This is a genomic window from Ruegeria sp. J8, from assembly GCF_056531925.1.
In genome coordinates, this window is record NZ_JBQFMR010000010.1 from 126,338 (window position 1) to 141,248 (window position 14,911).

16 protein-coding genes and 1 tRNA gene are annotated in these 14,911 nt (G+C 58.0%); 8 read left to right on the forward strand and 9 right to left on the reverse strand.

What is annotated here, in order from left to right; translation table 11 throughout:
- Position 1: 1 nt before the first annotated feature.
- Positions 2–487 (forward strand): 30S ribosomal protein S9, encoded by a 486-nt coding sequence (rpsI, locus tag ACR0L1_RS19060; RefSeq protein WP_039535473.1) that lies wholly within the window; start codon positions 2–4, stop codon positions 485–487.
- 56 nt (positions 488–543) lie between these two features.
- Here the strand turns inward: rpsI and ACR0L1_RS19065 are convergent, their stop codons facing one another.
- The 9 genes from ACR0L1_RS19065 to ACR0L1_RS19105 form a co-directional block, all read right to left on the reverse strand.
- Positions 544–1,704 carry an ABC transporter substrate-binding protein gene (locus ACR0L1_RS19065; RefSeq protein WP_170790955.1) on the reverse strand — a complete coding sequence of 387 codons (1,161 nt, stop codon included), beginning with the start codon at positions 1,702–1,704 and terminating at the stop codon, positions 544–546.
- Between the two features lie 29 nt (positions 1,705–1,733).
- On the reverse strand, positions 1,734–3,620 hold the full coding sequence (locus ACR0L1_RS19070) for an AMP-dependent synthetase/ligase (RefSeq protein WP_480860350.1): 1,887 nt from the start codon (positions 3,618–3,620) through the stop codon (positions 1,734–1,736).
- A 5-nt stretch (positions 3,621–3,625) separates the two neighbouring features.
- Positions 3,626–4,399 (reverse strand): ABC transporter ATP-binding protein, encoded by a 774-nt coding sequence (locus ACR0L1_RS19075; protein ID WP_480860351.1) that lies wholly within the window; start codon positions 4,397–4,399, stop codon positions 3,626–3,628.
- Entirely contained in the window at positions 4,396–5,160 is a 765-nt protein-coding gene (locus ACR0L1_RS19080; protein WP_480860353.1) for an ABC transporter ATP-binding protein, read from the reverse strand. The genes ACR0L1_RS19075 and ACR0L1_RS19080 overlap by 4 nt, the downstream gene beginning before the upstream one ends.
- Positions 5,157–6,254, reverse strand: a complete 1,098-nt coding sequence (locus tag ACR0L1_RS19085) for a branched-chain amino acid ABC transporter permease (RefSeq protein WP_480860355.1) — start codon at positions 6,252–6,254, stop codon at positions 5,157–5,159. The genes ACR0L1_RS19080 and ACR0L1_RS19085 overlap by 4 nt, the downstream gene beginning before the upstream one ends.
- Positions 6,255–6,258: 4 nt before the next feature.
- Positions 6,259–7,134, reverse strand: coding sequence for a branched-chain amino acid ABC transporter permease (locus tag ACR0L1_RS19090; protein ID WP_170786729.1), 876 nt, complete (start codon positions 7,132–7,134; stop codon positions 6,259–6,261).
- A 74-nt stretch (positions 7,135–7,208) separates the two neighbouring features.
- Entirely contained in the window at positions 7,209–8,237 is a 1,029-nt protein-coding gene (locus ACR0L1_RS19095) for an alcohol dehydrogenase catalytic domain-containing protein (RefSeq protein WP_480860357.1), read from the reverse strand.
- A gap of 160 nt (positions 8,238–8,397) precedes the next feature.
- On the reverse strand, positions 8,398–8,802 hold the full coding sequence (locus ACR0L1_RS19100; RefSeq protein WP_480504331.1) for a hypothetical protein: 405 nt from the start codon (positions 8,800–8,802) through the stop codon (positions 8,398–8,400).
- A gap of 180 nt (positions 8,803–8,982) precedes the next feature.
- Positions 8,983–9,072 (reverse strand) — tRNA-Ser (locus ACR0L1_RS19105).
- 124 nt (positions 9,073–9,196) lie between these two features.
- Here ACR0L1_RS19105 and ACR0L1_RS19110 point away from each other — a divergent pair.
- The 7 genes from ACR0L1_RS19110 (at position 9,197) to proB (ending at position 14,895) form a co-directional block, all read left to right on the forward strand.
- Positions 9,197–10,039, forward strand: coding sequence for a DUF2059 domain-containing protein (locus ACR0L1_RS19110; protein WP_480860359.1), 843 nt, complete (start codon positions 9,197–9,199; stop codon positions 10,037–10,039).
- Positions 10,039–10,836, forward strand: a complete 798-nt coding sequence (locus ACR0L1_RS19115) for a DUF2059 domain-containing protein (RefSeq protein WP_480504330.1) — start codon at positions 10,039–10,041, stop codon at positions 10,834–10,836. Before ACR0L1_RS19110 ends, ACR0L1_RS19115 begins: the two co-directional genes overlap by 1 nt.
- Before the next feature lie 208 nt (positions 10,837–11,044).
- Positions 11,045–11,662, forward strand: coding sequence for a 50S ribosomal protein L21 (locus ACR0L1_RS19120; protein WP_480860362.1), 618 nt, complete (start codon positions 11,045–11,047; stop codon positions 11,660–11,662).
- Between the two features lie 11 nt (positions 11,663–11,673).
- Positions 11,674–11,943, forward strand: coding sequence for a 50S ribosomal protein L27 (rpmA, locus tag ACR0L1_RS19125; RefSeq protein ID WP_010440093.1), 270 nt, complete (start codon positions 11,674–11,676; stop codon positions 11,941–11,943).
- Positions 11,944–12,192: 249 nt separating this feature from the next.
- Positions 12,193–12,729, forward strand: a complete 537-nt coding sequence (locus ACR0L1_RS19130; protein ID WP_170769735.1) for a GNAT family N-acetyltransferase — start codon at positions 12,193–12,195, stop codon at positions 12,727–12,729.
- A gap of 37 nt (positions 12,730–12,766) precedes the next feature.
- Complete coding sequence (gene obgE, locus ACR0L1_RS19135) at positions 12,767–13,801, forward strand: GTPase ObgE (RefSeq protein ID WP_170790937.1); 1,035 nt, start codon at positions 12,767–12,769, stop codon at positions 13,799–13,801.
- Complete coding sequence (proB, locus tag ACR0L1_RS19140; protein ID WP_480860364.1) at positions 13,789–14,895, forward strand: glutamate 5-kinase; 1,107 nt, start codon at positions 13,789–13,791, stop codon at positions 14,893–14,895. Before obgE ends, proB begins: the two co-directional genes overlap by 13 nt.
- Positions 14,896–14,911: the final 16 nt, after the last annotated feature.

The window sequence follows — 14,911 nt, forward strand, 5'->3', positions numbered from 1 at the left end:
GATGGCTGATCAGATCAATACTCTCGAAGAGCTGAGCGCCGTCGCAGGCGTTGAAACCGTGGCCGAAGAAGTCATCGTGCGTGAACCCGTGCGCGACGAGCTGGGCCGTTCCTACGCCACCGGCAAGCGTAAAGACGCTGTTGCACGCGTTTGGATCAAGCCGGGTTCCGGCAAAGTCACCGTGAACGGCAAGGACCAGGACAAGTACTTTGCTCGTCCCGTTCTGCAGCTGATCCTGCGCCAGCCGTTCCAGGTTGCCGGTGTAGAAGGTGAGTTCGACGTTGTTGCAACCGTCAAAGGCGGTGGCCTGACCGGTCAGGCCGGTGCGGTCAAGCACGGCATCTCGAAAGCGCTGCAGCTCTATGATCCCTCGCTGCGTGGCGCGCTGAAAGCCGCTGGCTTCCTGACCCGCGACAGCCGCGTTGTGGAACGTAAGAAATACGGTAAGCGCAAAGCGCGTCGTTCGTTCCAGTTCTCGAAGCGTTAATCGCCACGGACACCGAATTGGAAAGGGCTCGCCTCGGCGAGCCCTTTTTCTTTGATTTATTCTTCGTAGACCAGTTTCCAGGCCCCATCTTCGACAACGCTGACAAAGACAGTATCCGCGCCCTGATGGTCGTCTGGACCATAGGTGATCTGGTTTCCGACCAGATCATCCTTGTAGTTCAGGGACTCCATGGCCGCGATAAAGCTGTCATGGGTCAGGTCAGGGCCTGCGGCCTCTAGCGCTTTGACCATCATCTCGGCGGCCGAATAACCTAGCATCGAGAAACCGACAGGGTCTTCGCCCGTGGCCTCCTTGTATTCGGCGATGAATGCGGCCGGGGCAGGCTCTTCCGCGCGCGCCCAGAGGTCCAGCCAGGAGGCCGCTGCATAGAACCCATCGGTTACGCCACCGGGTACTTGCGCAACCACGGTCAGGAAACTGGCCGAAGTACCAAGGAACTTCATATCCGCTAGCCCCATCTTTTTGGCCGTGCCAACCACTGTGATGGCCTGCCGCACTCCCAAAGCCATTGTGACGATATCGCAGCCTTCCTCCTTGAGCTTGCTAAGAGAGCCGACGAAATCCGTCTCATCCGGTTTGTGCGTGGTTTCAGCGACAAATGCGATACCGGCCTCTTCGGCCCCTGCTTTGCTGCCTTCCAGAATTTCTTCGCCGAAATCGGTGGGCAGGTACATGGTGCACACGGATTGTGATCCGAATTCGCCGTTCAGATATTTCACCCCTATCCGGGCCTGATCAAAATAAGTCGAGAACGAGGTAAACTTATTCTTCATCGGCTCTTGCAGCATTTGCCGTGCGGCTGTCAGAGGCGCAACGTTGGGAATACCTTTCGGGTCCAGCAGTTTGAATCCGGCCACGTTCATCGGCGTGCCCAGTGACTGCAGCATGGCAAACACCTTGTCGCGGTTCAGCAGCTTGTTATAGCCCTGCATCGCGCGCGGCATCTGATAGCCGTTATCCTCAACCACGAAACGGATTTTGCGCCCGTGCACGCCGCCTTCGGCATTCACGCGGTCAAACACTACATTTGCGCCCTTGGTGGCCGGAACTCCGACGGCAGCGAAAATACCGCTCAGATCGTTGACCGAGCCGATGACGATCTCATCGTCGCTCACACCTTGTGTCTCAGCACCTGCAACAGTTGCCGCAGCCGTCAAAGCGGTGGCGGTGGCCAGCCGTTTGATCACGTTCCTCATGTTTCTCCTCCCTTTGGGTAAACCCTTATCTAATTGTACATCTCTTCAATGAGATCTGCGTGTTTCTTTTCCACAAAGCTGCGTTTCAGCTTCATAGTGGCCGTCAGCTCTTCGTCATCGGCGGTCAGCAACACGTTGATCAGGCGGAAATCCTTGATCTGTTCGACCCGCGCAAATTCCTTGTTTACCGCGTCGACTTCTGCCCCGATCTGATCGCGTACCTCAGGCGCGGCACAGAGTGACGCGAAGTTCGAAAACGGAACTTTGCGGTCCTGCGCAAACTTCTCGACGTTCTCCTGGTCGATCATTATCAGCGCCGTCAGAAACTTGCGTTGGTCGCCGATTATTACAGCGTCCGAGATATAGGGGCTAAATTTCAAGCGGCTTTCGATCTCGGCCGGGGTGATGTTCTTGCCGCCCGCCGTGATGATGATATCTTTCAGTCGCCCGGTGATTGTCACATAGCCGTCACCGTCGATCTGCCCCATATCGCCTGTGCGCAGCCAGCCATCGGCGGTGAAGGTCTCGGCGGTTTTGGCATTGTTGCGCCAATAGCCCTGAAAAACATTCAAACCTTTGATCTGAATTTCACCGTCATCTGCAATACGCACATCATTGCCCGGCACCGCGCGGCCAATGGTGCCGATTTTGTTGTGCTCGGTCGTGTTCAGCGTCGCCAGTCCCGAGGTTTCGGTCATCCCGAACCCTTCGACAATGGGCACCCCGATGGACCAGTACCATTTCAGAAGGTTAGCCGAGATGGGCGCCGCTCCGGTGCCGCCACGCCGCATCCGGTCTAGCCCCAGCATCCGCCGCAGATTGCGCAGAACCAAACGGTCCCACAGCCAGAACTGCGCGCTCACAGCGGCGGGCACCGGCTTTCCGGCCAGGATATACTCGGCCCGCGCCATACCCGCTTTCACGGCCATCCCAAAGGCGGCGCGCCCTGCGGGGGTGGCGTCCTGCGCCAGAATCTGAACCTGAGAATAGATCTTCTCCCACACCCGCGGGACGGCGGTAAAGGTGCTGGGCGAGACCTCTTGCAGGTTCGCAAACACGGTTTCGGGGCTTTCGGCGAAATTCACCACGCATTTCGACGCAAGCGGCAGGTAAACCGATACATCACGTTCCAGGATATGGCACAGCGGCAGAAAGCAAAGCTGCTCATCCGTTTCCAGCGAGGGCAGGGCGTGCGCACCGCATTCAATCGCGGCCAGGATGTTCTCGTGACTCAGCATCGCGCCCTTAGGCGCCCCAGTGGTGCCCGAGGTGTAGACCAACAGAGCCGTGTCCTGCGGCGAGGCCAGGGCGATCTCGGCTTCGAACCGGTCAGGCTCTTCGGCTTCAGCCCGTCGTCCGATGTCATACAGATCGCCAATCATCAAGCAGCGGTCGTGGCTCAGATCATGCAGGCCCTCGTCCTCGAGGATGATGACGTTCAGCAGACCGGGAAGCTCGGTTTCGACCTCGAAGAACTTGTCCAACTGTTCTTCGTTCTCGACCACAAGAAAGCGGCTGTCGCTGTCATTCACAAGGTATTTCAATTGTTTGGCAGAATCGGTGGTGTAGATGCCCGAAGCAATGCCGCCCACACATTGGATGCCCATATCGAACCACGCCCATTCCTTGCGGTCCTCGGACAGGATTGAGACAACCTCGCCCCGTTGCAGCCCCAGCTTCCGTAAGGCCAGCCCGATCCACTTGGCATGTTGCCAGTAATCGGCCCAGGAATAAGACTTCCATATGCCGAAATCCTTTTCCCGATGTGCAGTGCGGTCGCCCAAATCGGCGCAGCGTTTCTGAAACAACTCGCAGATCGTCATGCATTCATCCACCAGCACGGGTCGTTGGCCGGGGGTGGCGTTGAACTGAATGCCGTTGATCTTGGTCTGAGGGGGCAGGGTGCTGATATTCATGCCACTTACCTCCACGTTTTCTTGCGTTTCCAGCGGCGGTTTTTCCGCGCGCCGTCTTCCTGCACGCCCAAGTAAAAATTCTGGATGTCCTCGGATTGCATCAACACATCCGCCGCCCCGTCCATGACGATACGGCCGACTTCCATCACATAGCCATGATGGGCCAGTTCCAGCGCGGCATTGGCGTTCTGTTCGACCAGCATCATCGTCATGTTCTGCTCGTTATTCAGGCGTTTGAGGATGCCGAAGATTTCCTGCACCAGCAGCGGCGACAGACCCAACGAGGGTTCGTCCAGCAGCATGATCTTGGGGTTCGCCATCAGCCCGCGCCCGATTGCCAGCATTTGCTGCTGTCCGCCCGAAAGGGTTCCGGCCTCTTGCGTACGGCGCTCTTTCAGGATTGGGAAGTATGAAAACACCAGCTCGCGGTCGTGATCGATCTGGCCCTTATCCGTTGCCGTATACGCCCCGAGGCTGAGGTTTTCATCGACCGTCAGCAGAGGAAATACCTCGCGTCCCTCCGGGATATGGACGATGCCTTTTTGCACGACCTTATGCGGCTCGGACCCTTGGATTTCTTCACCGTCAAACGTGATTTTGCCTTTTTCGGGGTCCATCACCCCGGACACAGTCTTCATCAGCGTCGTCTTGCCTGCGCCGTTTGCGCCCAGGATCGACACGATCTGCCCCGGATGCACATCCAGTGACACGCCGCGAATGGCCATGATCGGGCCATAGAAGCTTTCGACATTGCGGATGGTCAGGATCGGCGCGCTCATGAGGCCTTCCCCAAATAGGCCTCGACCACAGCCGGGTGGGATTGCACCTCGGCCGGTGTTCCCAGCGCCAGCATCGCACCATCAGCCATCGCCAACACGCGGTCCGACACGCCCGAAACCAGCCCCATGTCATGTTCGACCATCAGCACCGTAATCCCCATCTGCCTGCGGATATCGTCGATCCACCAGCGCAGATCCGACGTCTCCTCGACCGACAGGCCGGATGCAGGTTCGTCCAGCAACAACAGTTTAGGTTCCGTGGCCAGTGCACGGGCAACCTCGACCACTTTGCGAACGCCGTAAGGCAGGCCCGAGATCATCTTGTCGCGATACGGCTGCAGGTCGAGGAAATCTATGATCTCTTCGACCTTTTCGCGGTTTTCCAGTTCTTGCCGCCGGGCCGAGGGCAGGAACAGAACCTCTGATATCAGGTTTATTTTTCGATGGCGGTGCCGTCCGACCAGCAGGTTCTGCAACACGGTGGCATGTTCGAACAGCTCGATATTCTGGAACGTCCGCGCCACGCCATAGGCTGCCACGCCAGAGGGTTTGACCTGTAGCAAATCATGTCCGTCAAACCGAATAGAGCCCGCAAACGGGTCGTAGAAGCGTGAGATCAGGTTGAATACCGTCGATTTGCCCGCACCGTTGGGGCCGACAATGGCAAAGACCTCGCCTTCTTCGACCGAAAAGGACAAGTCATTCACCGCCGTGAGGCCGCCGAATTTCAGGGTGACGTTCTGGAACGCGAGCAGGCTCATCTCAGGCGCTCCGTCTTGAGGTAGGATTTCTGACGCTTGAACATGTCCTTGCGGTAGAACGGGAACAGCTCGAACCACGTGCGTATTTTCAGCCATCGGCCATACATGCCCATCGGTTCAAACAGGATGAAGGCAATTAGGATCATGCCGAAGATGCCGAATTCCAGCCCCGGAATGGCGACGGTATTGCCGCCGAACAAGGCACCCACATATTCCTTTGAAATCGACAAGAATTGCGGCAGGAACCCCACGATGATCGCGCCCAGAAACGCGCCGTGGATCGAGCCGAGCCCGCCGATCACGATCATCATCAGCAACTGGATCGAGATCACGACGCTGAACGTCTCATTGTTGAACGCGCCCGAGAACATGCCCATCAGCGCACCCGCCCATCCGGTGACAGCACAGGACAACGCAAAAGAGATCATCTTGGTGCGCGCGATATCGACACCCATCGCCTGCGCCGAAACCTCGGAATCGCGCACGGCGATGAAGCTGCGCCCCAAAGGCGCGCGCAGCAAGTTAATAAAGCCCAACGTCACCAGAACGGCGACCACCAGCACCAGCCAGAAGAAATGTACCGGAGTGCCCCAGCGGTCGATCGTCAGGCCAAAGATGTCGACGCCTCCGATGAACTTGCCACCAACGCCGCCAGTGATCGGCTCGGCCAAGACGATGACATCATCCATCAGGATGGACAGGGCCATGGTGAAGATTGCCAGATAAATGCCATGCAACCGCAGGGCAGGGATCGCGACAGTCACGCCCGCAATACCGGTCATGATACCAGCCAGCGGAAAGGCGATCAGGAAGGGCACGTCCGCCTCAAGCAGGATGACGTTAGCATAGCACCCAAAGGCCAGGAAAGCCGCGTGACCCAGACTGACTTGCCCCGTGTGGCCTGTCAGAACCATCAGGCCCAGACCTGCGATGGCCCAGATCAGGACGTTTGTCAGTTCACCCAGATAGAAATCGTCCAACCACCACGGGGCCGCAGCCACCACCGCCAGTAGGATCAGATAAAGGACCAATTGATGGCCATCTTTCCATGGCCGGATATCCTGCATGTAGTCGGTTTTGAATACAATCCGCATCTGCCTAAACCTTCTTGACCCGAACCTGACTAAACAGCCCGTTGGGGCGGAAGATCAGCACAGCCAGCAACAGCGCATACGGCGCAATCTGGCTGTAGCCTGCTGCGATATAGCGACTGGCAAAGGGTTCGATGACACCGACGATCAACCCTCCGGCCAGTGCGCCGGGGAGGCTGCCGAACCCGCCGATCACGGCGGCGGCAAACGCCTTGATCCCCAGCAGACCCGTGGTCGGATCGACCGATCCCTTGGCGGCAAACAGGATACCTGCGATCCCGGCGACCACGCCCGCAAGACCCCAGATGAACCCTTGCACCCGCTTGACCGGAACGCCCATGTAGTAAGCGGCCAACTGGTTTTGAGAGGCGCCTTGCATTGCCAGTCCTAACTTGGTCCGGCTGAAGAAAACATACAGCGCCCATGTCAGCAGGATGGTGACGATGATGACGGCCACATCCTCCATCCCCAGCACCAGCCCGCCGAACCGCACCTCTTTCCCGGCCAGCGGGTTCTGAAGCGTCTGCGGCTCGTGCCCCCAGATCAACCCGGCCACAAACCGGATCACAAAGCCCAAGGCGATGGTCAGGATTACCACAGCCGTCTGACTTTCTCCGAACAGCCGTCGGATGATCAACCGATCAAGCAGATACCCCAACGCTCCCATGATCCCCAATGAGATTGGTAGCGCCAACCAGAATGGCAGCCCCATATATTCGGTATTGGTCAGGCCGATGGTGACGAACGCGCCCAGCATCATGAAATCGCCCTGCGCGAAATTCACCGCCTCGGTCGCTTTGTAGATCAGAACAAAACCGAGTGCGATCAGGCCGTAGACACAGCCATTCGCCAGCCCGCTAATCAGCAGCTGCGCGTTATCCAACTTCACCTCCCAATACCGGTTTGCCCGGCATTCTTCGTCCCCCTCGGCCACGATGGCCAAAGGGCTTTGTTCTACTATGGGGTGATAATCACCTTTCCGTCACTCTTTTTTAGCGCATGGGCCAGTTCTGACACCACGTTTCTGAGCGATAGGCGATCTGCAACATCTGTTTTCCAACGACCATCGGCGAAACGCGCCTGAACCTCGGCCACAACCCGCATCTGATCGGTGGGCGGGGTGGTGGTCATCCACTTGGTTAGCCAGAAGCCTTCGATCTGCTTACCCATGAAAATCATCTGGCCCATCTGGGTTAGTTTGGGCAGATCGGGGCTGAGCTTGCCATAACAGACCCAGCGCGCGCCGTTTGGCATGGCACAAAACACCTGCTCGGATATCTGGTCGGCCACCGCATCCAGGAAAACGCGCGGTTTCAGCGCGTGACACAAGTCGGTTAGTTTTTTCGGCATGTCCGGGTTAGACGTCACCAGAACCTCATGCGCGCCAAGATCCTTCAGACTGTCTACCGCATCCGCCCGGCGCACGATGGCAATGGGTTTCAGGCCCAGATCGCGACCCAAACTGCACATCAGCTTGCCCAACTGGCTTGTCGCGGCAGAGACTATGAAAGCCTCGCCGGCATTTCGCGCGATATCCACCATCGCCATGGCCGTCATCGGGTTCACGATCTGGGCCGAGCCGTCCTCATCCGAAATCTCGGGCCTCAGGGGGATGCACATCATCGCCTGTGTCACCACATATTCAGCCCACGCCCCGGCGCCCGCCGCAACGAAGGCCACACGCTGACCGTTCAGGACTTCGGCCCCGGCACCTGTCGCAACCACATCGCCGCATCCCTCAAACCCTGCGGGGGCTCCCTTAACGCGGGGCTGGCCGTATTCGCCTTTGATAAAGTGAATATCCGACGGATTTACCGAGGCCGCGCGCAGCCTGATCAACACCTGACCGGGGCCCGGAGCGGGCACCGGCAACTCCGCTTCACTCAACCATTCTGCGGCGTCTTCCAATACTGGGCCGGTGGCCGTTCCCGAATACCCGTCCTGTGTCTGAACAACGGCAAACATGGTTGATGGCGGTGTGTTCATTTCAATCCCCTGAAAACAACAGCTTGAAGCATCCCGTGTATGGTTTGATACAAAAACGTCTGTTGGCATTGTAACCCTCAGGCCAGCCAATCACGTGATCCGGCAAGGGTCAACGCAGGGCAAAGCTTACGTCGCGCAACGGCGCAGGCAATTGCAGAACTCAATTTGCGTTCAACAACTCTCGCAGTTCCTGAATTTTCGCGGCAAGCGTTTCGGGCGAGGCCTTGATCTCCTCCAAGATAGCTGTGGCCTGTGTTTTGATGTCCTGCGCCAGATCGCTGTCCTGAACCGAGGCCATAAGGGTATCGTAGTCGAAATTCTGAACGGTCAGCATCCCGTCTTCGATCCACTGGTTCATCAGGTCCTGTCCTTGATCGGCCAGAGCGGCGACTTCCTGGCCAGCCTGATCAACAAGCTGGCTGGCTGTTTCCCCAATGGTCTGAGATGGTGTCTCATCCGGGGCCGTCGCCGTTGCCGGTTCAGGCGTCTCTGACGTATTGAGGTAATAATAACCGCCCGCCACGATCGCTGCCACAAGGATGGCTGGAATTAGTTTCTGCATCATACGAATCTCCTTTAGTTTTATAAACTTAAGATGATTTGAATATATGCATTGCCCAAGGGGAATTGCGTGCGCCAAGCGTCACCCAGGCGAATTGGGCTACCTTGTGCCGATACGGCCCAACCAGCAGGCAAGAACACGCCGTCCGGCGGCAGTTTCGGAATTGGGCGTCACTAGGGAAAGTGGCGGAGAGACAGGGATTCGAACCCTGGGTGGGCTTGCACCCACAACGGTTTTCGAGACCGCCCCGTTCGACCACTCCGGCACCTCTCCGCGGGGGTCTGTGAGGGGGGGATTTAGTGAGGAACGCGCAGGGGTGCAAGCAGAAAATTCCCCAAATTCACTCTTCTGGGATTTTCCATTGCCTGATGGCGTAAATCACCTAGGGTCTATGTCCATGACACATATCGCTCGCTTCTTCGCATTGCCCGTTTCACTGCTTCTTTTCGCGCTGGCCGCGTTGCCGTCCCATGCGGCCACAGCGGATCGCGACCGGATCGAAGCGTTTCTGACCACCACAGGCTTTGACGTCGCGCTGCAAAGTATCGCGCTGGCCTCGGCCTCGGCTCCGCAGATGTTGGGGATTGATCCCGAAGGGTTCGGGTCGGACTGGGCGCGTCTGACCGAAGAGGTGTTCGACACTGATGATATGCATGAAACCGCAGTGGCTATTCTGGAACAAACGCTCAGCAATGAGGCGCTGACACACGCGGTCGAATTCTATGCCTCGGATCTGGGGCAGCGGCTGGTCGTGGCGGAAAACGCCGCTCATATCCACGAAGACGAAGATGCCAAGCAGTTGGAGGGCCAGAAGATCGTCGCCGACCTGATTCAGCAAGGGTCACAGCGGGTCGAAGAGTTGAAGCGCATGAACAATGCGATCGATTCCAGCGGCGCCGCGCTGCGGGCGCTGCAGGAAATCCAGATCCGGTTTCTGCTGGCCGCAAGCGCGTCCGGTGTGATCGACCTGCAAATGGATGCGGGCGATCTGCGTGAGTTAATGAAACAGAACGAAGGCGCCATGCGGCAAACCATTCAGCTTTCGGCACTGGCTGGCGCGGCCTACACGTATCAGGATTTCTCGGATGCCGACGTGACCGCCTATGCTGACGCATTAGAACAACCCTTGATGCAAGAGGTCTATGAGCTGCTCAATGCCATCCAATATGAAATCATGGCGATGAAATTCGAAGTTCTGGCCGCGCGGATGGCCGATCTTCACCCAGCACAGGACATCTGATGCGACTGCTGGCGGCCGTCCTTTCACTTGCCCTGAGTGTGACCCCAGCGGTCGCCGAGCAGATTGACCGTTTGATGACGGCCCTGCACATGGACGAGGTGATCGAACTGCTGCGCCACGAAGGGCAGATGCAGGCGCAAGAGATCAACACAACGATGCTGGACGGGGCAGGCGGGGCCTATTTCGCAACACAAGTCGATATGATCTATGATCCCGACTGGATGCGCGACCAGTTTTCCACCGCCTTTGTGGAAACGCTGTCAGACAGCCAAATGGAACGCGCCGTGCTGTTTTTCGAAAGCGATCTGGGACAGACCGTTGTGCGGCTTGAAAACTCTGCCCGTCAGGCTTTTCAGGACGACACCATAGAAGAGATGGCGCAAGACGCGTATTCCGCACAGGATCAGGACAGCACATTCTTCCAACTGGTGGATGAGTATATCGAGGTCAACGAGTTGATCGAGAAGAATGTTAAAAGCGCCGTGAGCGCAGATTATAACTTTTTCCGAGGCTTGAATTCCGAAATTGGCGGCGATGATGGCGAGGTTCTGGCCCAGCTTCTCGCTGAAAAAGACGCCATCACGCAAGAAACGCGTACGTGGCTGTATTCTTTCCTTCTGATGGCCTATCAACCCCTGGACGAGGCGCAACTGCGCGAGAACATCGCCTTTTCGCGGACCCAGACCGGCCGCGCCGTGAACGAGGCCTTTTTCGACAGTTTCGACCGCACCTATGACAAGATCTATTACCGGTTGGGTCTTGCAGTTTCACAGGTACTGCGCGGCTCGGATCTTTGAGTTGCTTTTGATGTTGACTTTGTCCTGCATTCTATGGATAAGCGCGCATCCCGGCCGGTTCCTCCGCGCCGGGTCTCGTTATTATTGACCCATCGGGACTATCCCAAGGGTCGTCACACGGCCCGAAAAGGGCGCGCTGTTCGAGGTGGCGAAAGCCGGCAACACCCGCAAGGGGACCACAGAACGCGGTTAGACAAAGGAAAGACGCATGTTTGCGGTCCTCAAGACTGGCGGCAAGCAGTACAAGGTTCAGGCGGGTGATATCCTCCGCGTTGAAAAGCTGGCTGCCGACGCAGGTGAAAAAGTTCAATTCAACGATGTTCTGATGCTGGGCGGTGACGCTCCGGTTGTTGGTGCACCTTTCGTTGAAGGCGCAGGCGTACAAGCCGAAGTGATCGAACAGATCAAAGGTGACAAGGTCATCAAGTTCGTCAAGCGCCGTCGTAAGCACAGCTCGAAGCGTACTGTTGGCCACCGTCAGAAACTGACCCTGGTCAAGATCACCGACATCCTGTCGTCAGGCGCTGACAAGTCGGGCATCAAAGCAGCTACCGGTTCTGCACCGGCTGGCGAAGCGGCACCTGCTGCAAAGCCTGCCAAGAAAGCTGAAGCCAAGGCAGAAGCACCCGCCGCCGCTGCGGTTGCTGCTGACGATCTGACCAAGCTGAACGGTGTCGGCCCCGCCGCTGCCAAAAAGCTGAACGACGCAGGTATCGAGAGCTTTAGCGCTCTGGCCGCCTTGTCGGACGAGCAGATTGCTGCTATCGACACCATCAAAGTGAAGCCCGAATGGGTTGAGCAAGCCAAAGAGCTGGCTCAAGGCTAAGGAGAGAGAGAATGGCACATAAAAAAGCTGGCGGTTCCTCCCGTAACGGTCGCGACTCTGCTGGTCGCCGCCTTGGCGTGAAACTCTATGGTGGCCAGGCGGCCATCGCAGGCAACATCATCGTACGTCAACGCGGCACCAAGTTCTGGCCGGGCGAAGGCGTGGGCATGGGCAAAGATCACACCATTTTTGCAACTGTTGATGGCGCCGTGAAGTTCCACAAGGGTCTCAAGAACCGCACCTTTATTTCGGTCCTGCCAGTGGCGGAGGCCGCAGAGTAAGCCGAAACCCTAAAGGTTTAGAAATAAATGGGGGACCGGCAGAAAATGCCGGTCCCTTTTCTCGTTTTTAACACAGTTTTGACCTATGAGCCCGATGACACTCCCAGCAAGCACCATACCGCCCCTGTTTCAGGGACGCATTGCACATGCGGTTGAAGATCGTCTGGGCCGCAAATATCTGATGTGGGCTGTAATTGGTTTCACTGTTACGTCCGCAATTTACGTGTTGTTCGGAGGAGGACCGCACTCATGAAGCTTGAGACAATAATAAACCAGCCGGTGATTGAAACCGAGCGGTTCGACCTGCGCCCGTTGCGCCGGTCGGATATGGGTCTCATTGAACATTATGCAGGTGATGAGCGCGTGGCGCGGATGACGTCGTCTATTCCGCATCCATTGCCGCCTGGCTCGATCGAGGCGTTTGTGAACCGCGCCATGTCCGAGGACCGGGACGAAGACGTCTGGGCGATGGATGCCACCAAGGACGGCGGGCCGGAACTGATCGGTTTGATCTCGCTGACACGGCTGGATCGCAACCAGTCCGAGGTGGGCTATTGGGTTGCGCCGGTCTATTGGAACACCGGAATTGCTTCGATGGCGGTGGAAACGCTGGTTGCGGCGAACCCGCTGGAAAACGCCACGATGTTCGCCAGCGTGTTTCAGGACAACCCGGCCTCGGCGCGGGTCTTGACCCATTGCGGGTTCGAATATCTGGGCGACGCCGAAACATACTCGGTGGCGCGTGACGCGAACGTGTCCACCTGGACATATACAAAGAAACTCTGACTTGTGGCCGATGGGGCCTTTGCAGTAGGGGACAGTCATGAAATTTCTCGATCTTGCAAAGGTCTACATCCGGTCCGGGGCCGGAGGTGGCGGCTGCGTCAGCTTTCGGCGCGAAAAATACATCGAATATGGCGGTCCGGATGGCGGCGATGGCGGCAAGGGCGGCTCCGTCTGGGTTGAGGTTGTAGACAGTCTGAACACGCTGATCGACTTCCGTTATCAGCAACATTTCTTTGCCAAAAACGGCCAGCCCGGCCGCGGGCAGCAGCGCACCGGTAAGGATGGCGATGACATTGTCCTCCGCGTACCTGTTGGGACCGAGATTCTGGACGAGGACGAAGAAACCGTCATCTGCGACCTGACCGAGGTCGGGCAGCGCGTGCTGCTGGCCAAGGGCGGCAATGGCGGCTTCGGCAACCTGCACTTTAAATCGGCCACCAACCAGGCCCCGCGCCGGGCCAATCCGGGTCAGGCGGGGATCGACCGCACCATCTGGCTGCGGCTGAAACTGATCGCCGATGTGGGGCTGCTGGGGATGCCCAATGCGGGCAAGTCAACCTTTCTGGCAGCCACCTCGAACGCACGGCCCAAGATTGCCGATTATCCGTTTACCACGCTGCACCCCAATCTGGGTGTTGTGGGCGTGGATAGCGTCGAATTCGTTGTGGCCGACATCCCCGGCCTGATCGAAGGCGCCCATGAAGGGCGCGGTATCGGCGACCGTTTTCTGGGCCACGTGGAACGCTGCGCGGTTTTGCTGCATCTGGTCGATGGCACCTCGGAAACCGTGGCCGAGGATTACCGCACCATCATTCACGAGCTTGAGGCTTACGGCGGTGAGCTGGCCGAGAAGCCCCGGATCACCGTGCTGAACAAGGTCGACGCACTGGATGATGAGGAACGCGAATTGGCTAAGGCCGAGTTGGAAGAGGCCGTAGGCGGACCCGTCATGACTATGTCTGGCGTCGCACATTTGGGCGTGACCGAGGTTCTGCGCGCCCTGCGCGCGGAAATTGACGACAATCGCCTCCGCCACAAACCCGCCGAGGAGGCCGCGCCTTGGCAACCCTGACCTCGGCCAAACGTCTGGTGGTGAAGATCGGATCTGCCTTGTTAGTGGATCGGGATACTGGGTTGTTGCGGTCCGACTGGCTGCATTCGCTGGCGCAGGACGTGGCATGGCTAAAGGGGCAGGGGACGGATGTTATTCTGGTGTCCTCTGGGTCGATTGCTCTGGGGCGTGGGGTTCTAGGCCTGCCGATGGCTACCTTACCGCTGGAACAATCTCAGGCCGCTGCCGCTGTCGGTCAAATCCGGCTGGCCCGCGCTTATGAGGAGGCTCTTGCGCCGCACAATATCACCACGGCGCAAGTTCTTGTCACGCTAGAGGACAGTTCTGATCGCCGCCGCTATCTGAACTCGCGCGCGACGCTTGAGACCCTGTTGGGACTGGGTGTTGTCCCGATTGTCAACGAAAACGATACAGTCGCTACAGATGAGATCCGATATGGCGACAATGACCGCCTCGCGGCGCAAATCGCTGTTACAGTCGGCGCCGATCAACTGATCCTGCTATCGGATGTGGACGGGTTCTATACCGGGAACCCGACCGAGGACGCCTCGGCCACGCGCTATGATGTGATTAAGGACATCACGCCCGAGATCGAGGCGATGGCCGGTGACGCTGGTTCGGGCCTTTCCAAGGGTGGGATGAAGACTAAATTGCTGGCGGCCAAGATGGCGACGGCAGCGGGTTGCGATATGGCGATTGCCGAAGGATCGCCCTTGAACCCGTTGAATACGCTTGAGAATGGTGCGAACTGCACGTGGTTCACGGCCACCGTCGATCCGCACGCGGCGCGCAAACGCTGGATCTCGGCGATGAAGCCACGTGGCGAGATTGTGGTGGATGCCGGCGCGGCGCGTGCGCTTGGAAATGGCAAAAGCTTGCTGCCTGCAGGTATTGTCGAAGTGACCGGCGATTTTCAGCGCGGCGATCCTGTGGCCATCATCGACCCGCAGGCGCGGCGTTTGGCGCAGGGTCTCAGCCGATATACCGCGCAAGAGGCGGACGCGATAAAAGGGCGTAAATCATCCGAGATCGAGGCAACGCTGGGCTATCCTGGGCGCGCCGTGTTGATCCACCGGGACGATCTGGCGCTATAGGACAACAGGAAAGGCA

What these genes read in the sequence shown, in the direction of transcription:
- rpsI (WP_039535473.1), top strand. Translation starts at nt 2, where the DNA reads ATGGCTGATCAGATCAATACTCTCGAAGAGCTGAGCGCCGTCGCAGGC.
- ACR0L1_RS19065 (WP_170790955.1), bottom strand. Translation starts at nt 1,704, where the DNA reads ATGAGGAACGTGATCAAACGGCTGGCCACCGCCACCGCTTTGACGGCT.
- ACR0L1_RS19070 (WP_480860350.1), bottom strand. Translation starts at nt 3,620, where the DNA reads ATGAATATCAGCACCCTGCCCCCTCAGACCAAGATCAACGGCATTCAG.
- ACR0L1_RS19075 (WP_480860351.1), bottom strand. Translation starts at nt 4,399, where the DNA reads ATGAGCGCGCCGATCCTGACCATCCGCAATGTCGAAAGCTTCTATGGC.
- ACR0L1_RS19080 (WP_480860353.1), bottom strand. Translation starts at nt 5,160, where the DNA reads ATGAGCCTGCTCGCGTTCCAGAACGTCACCCTGAAATTCGGCGGCCTC.
- ACR0L1_RS19085 (WP_480860355.1), bottom strand. Translation starts at nt 6,254, where the DNA reads ATGCGGATTGTATTCAAAACCGACTACATGCAGGATATCCGGCCATGG.
- ACR0L1_RS19095 (WP_480860357.1), bottom strand. Translation starts at nt 8,237, where the DNA reads ATGAACACACCGCCATCAACCATGTTTGCCGTTGTTCAGACACAGGAC.
- ACR0L1_RS19100 (WP_480504331.1), bottom strand. Translation starts at nt 8,802, where the DNA reads ATGATGCAGAAACTAATTCCAGCCATCCTTGTGGCAGCGATCGTGGCG.
- ACR0L1_RS19110 (WP_480860359.1), top strand. Translation starts at nt 9,197, where the DNA reads ATGACACATATCGCTCGCTTCTTCGCATTGCCCGTTTCACTGCTTCTT.
- ACR0L1_RS19115 (WP_480504330.1), top strand. Translation starts at nt 10,039, where the DNA reads ATGCGACTGCTGGCGGCCGTCCTTTCACTTGCCCTGAGTGTGACCCCA.
- ACR0L1_RS19120 (WP_480860362.1), top strand. Translation starts at nt 11,045, where the DNA reads ATGTTTGCGGTCCTCAAGACTGGCGGCAAGCAGTACAAGGTTCAGGCG.
- rpmA (WP_010440093.1), top strand. Translation starts at nt 11,674, where the DNA reads ATGGCACATAAAAAAGCTGGCGGTTCCTCCCGTAACGGTCGCGACTCT.
- ACR0L1_RS19130 (WP_170769735.1), top strand. Translation starts at nt 12,193, where the DNA reads ATGAAGCTTGAGACAATAATAAACCAGCCGGTGATTGAAACCGAGCGG.
- obgE (WP_170790937.1), top strand. Translation starts at nt 12,767, where the DNA reads ATGAAATTTCTCGATCTTGCAAAGGTCTACATCCGGTCCGGGGCCGGA.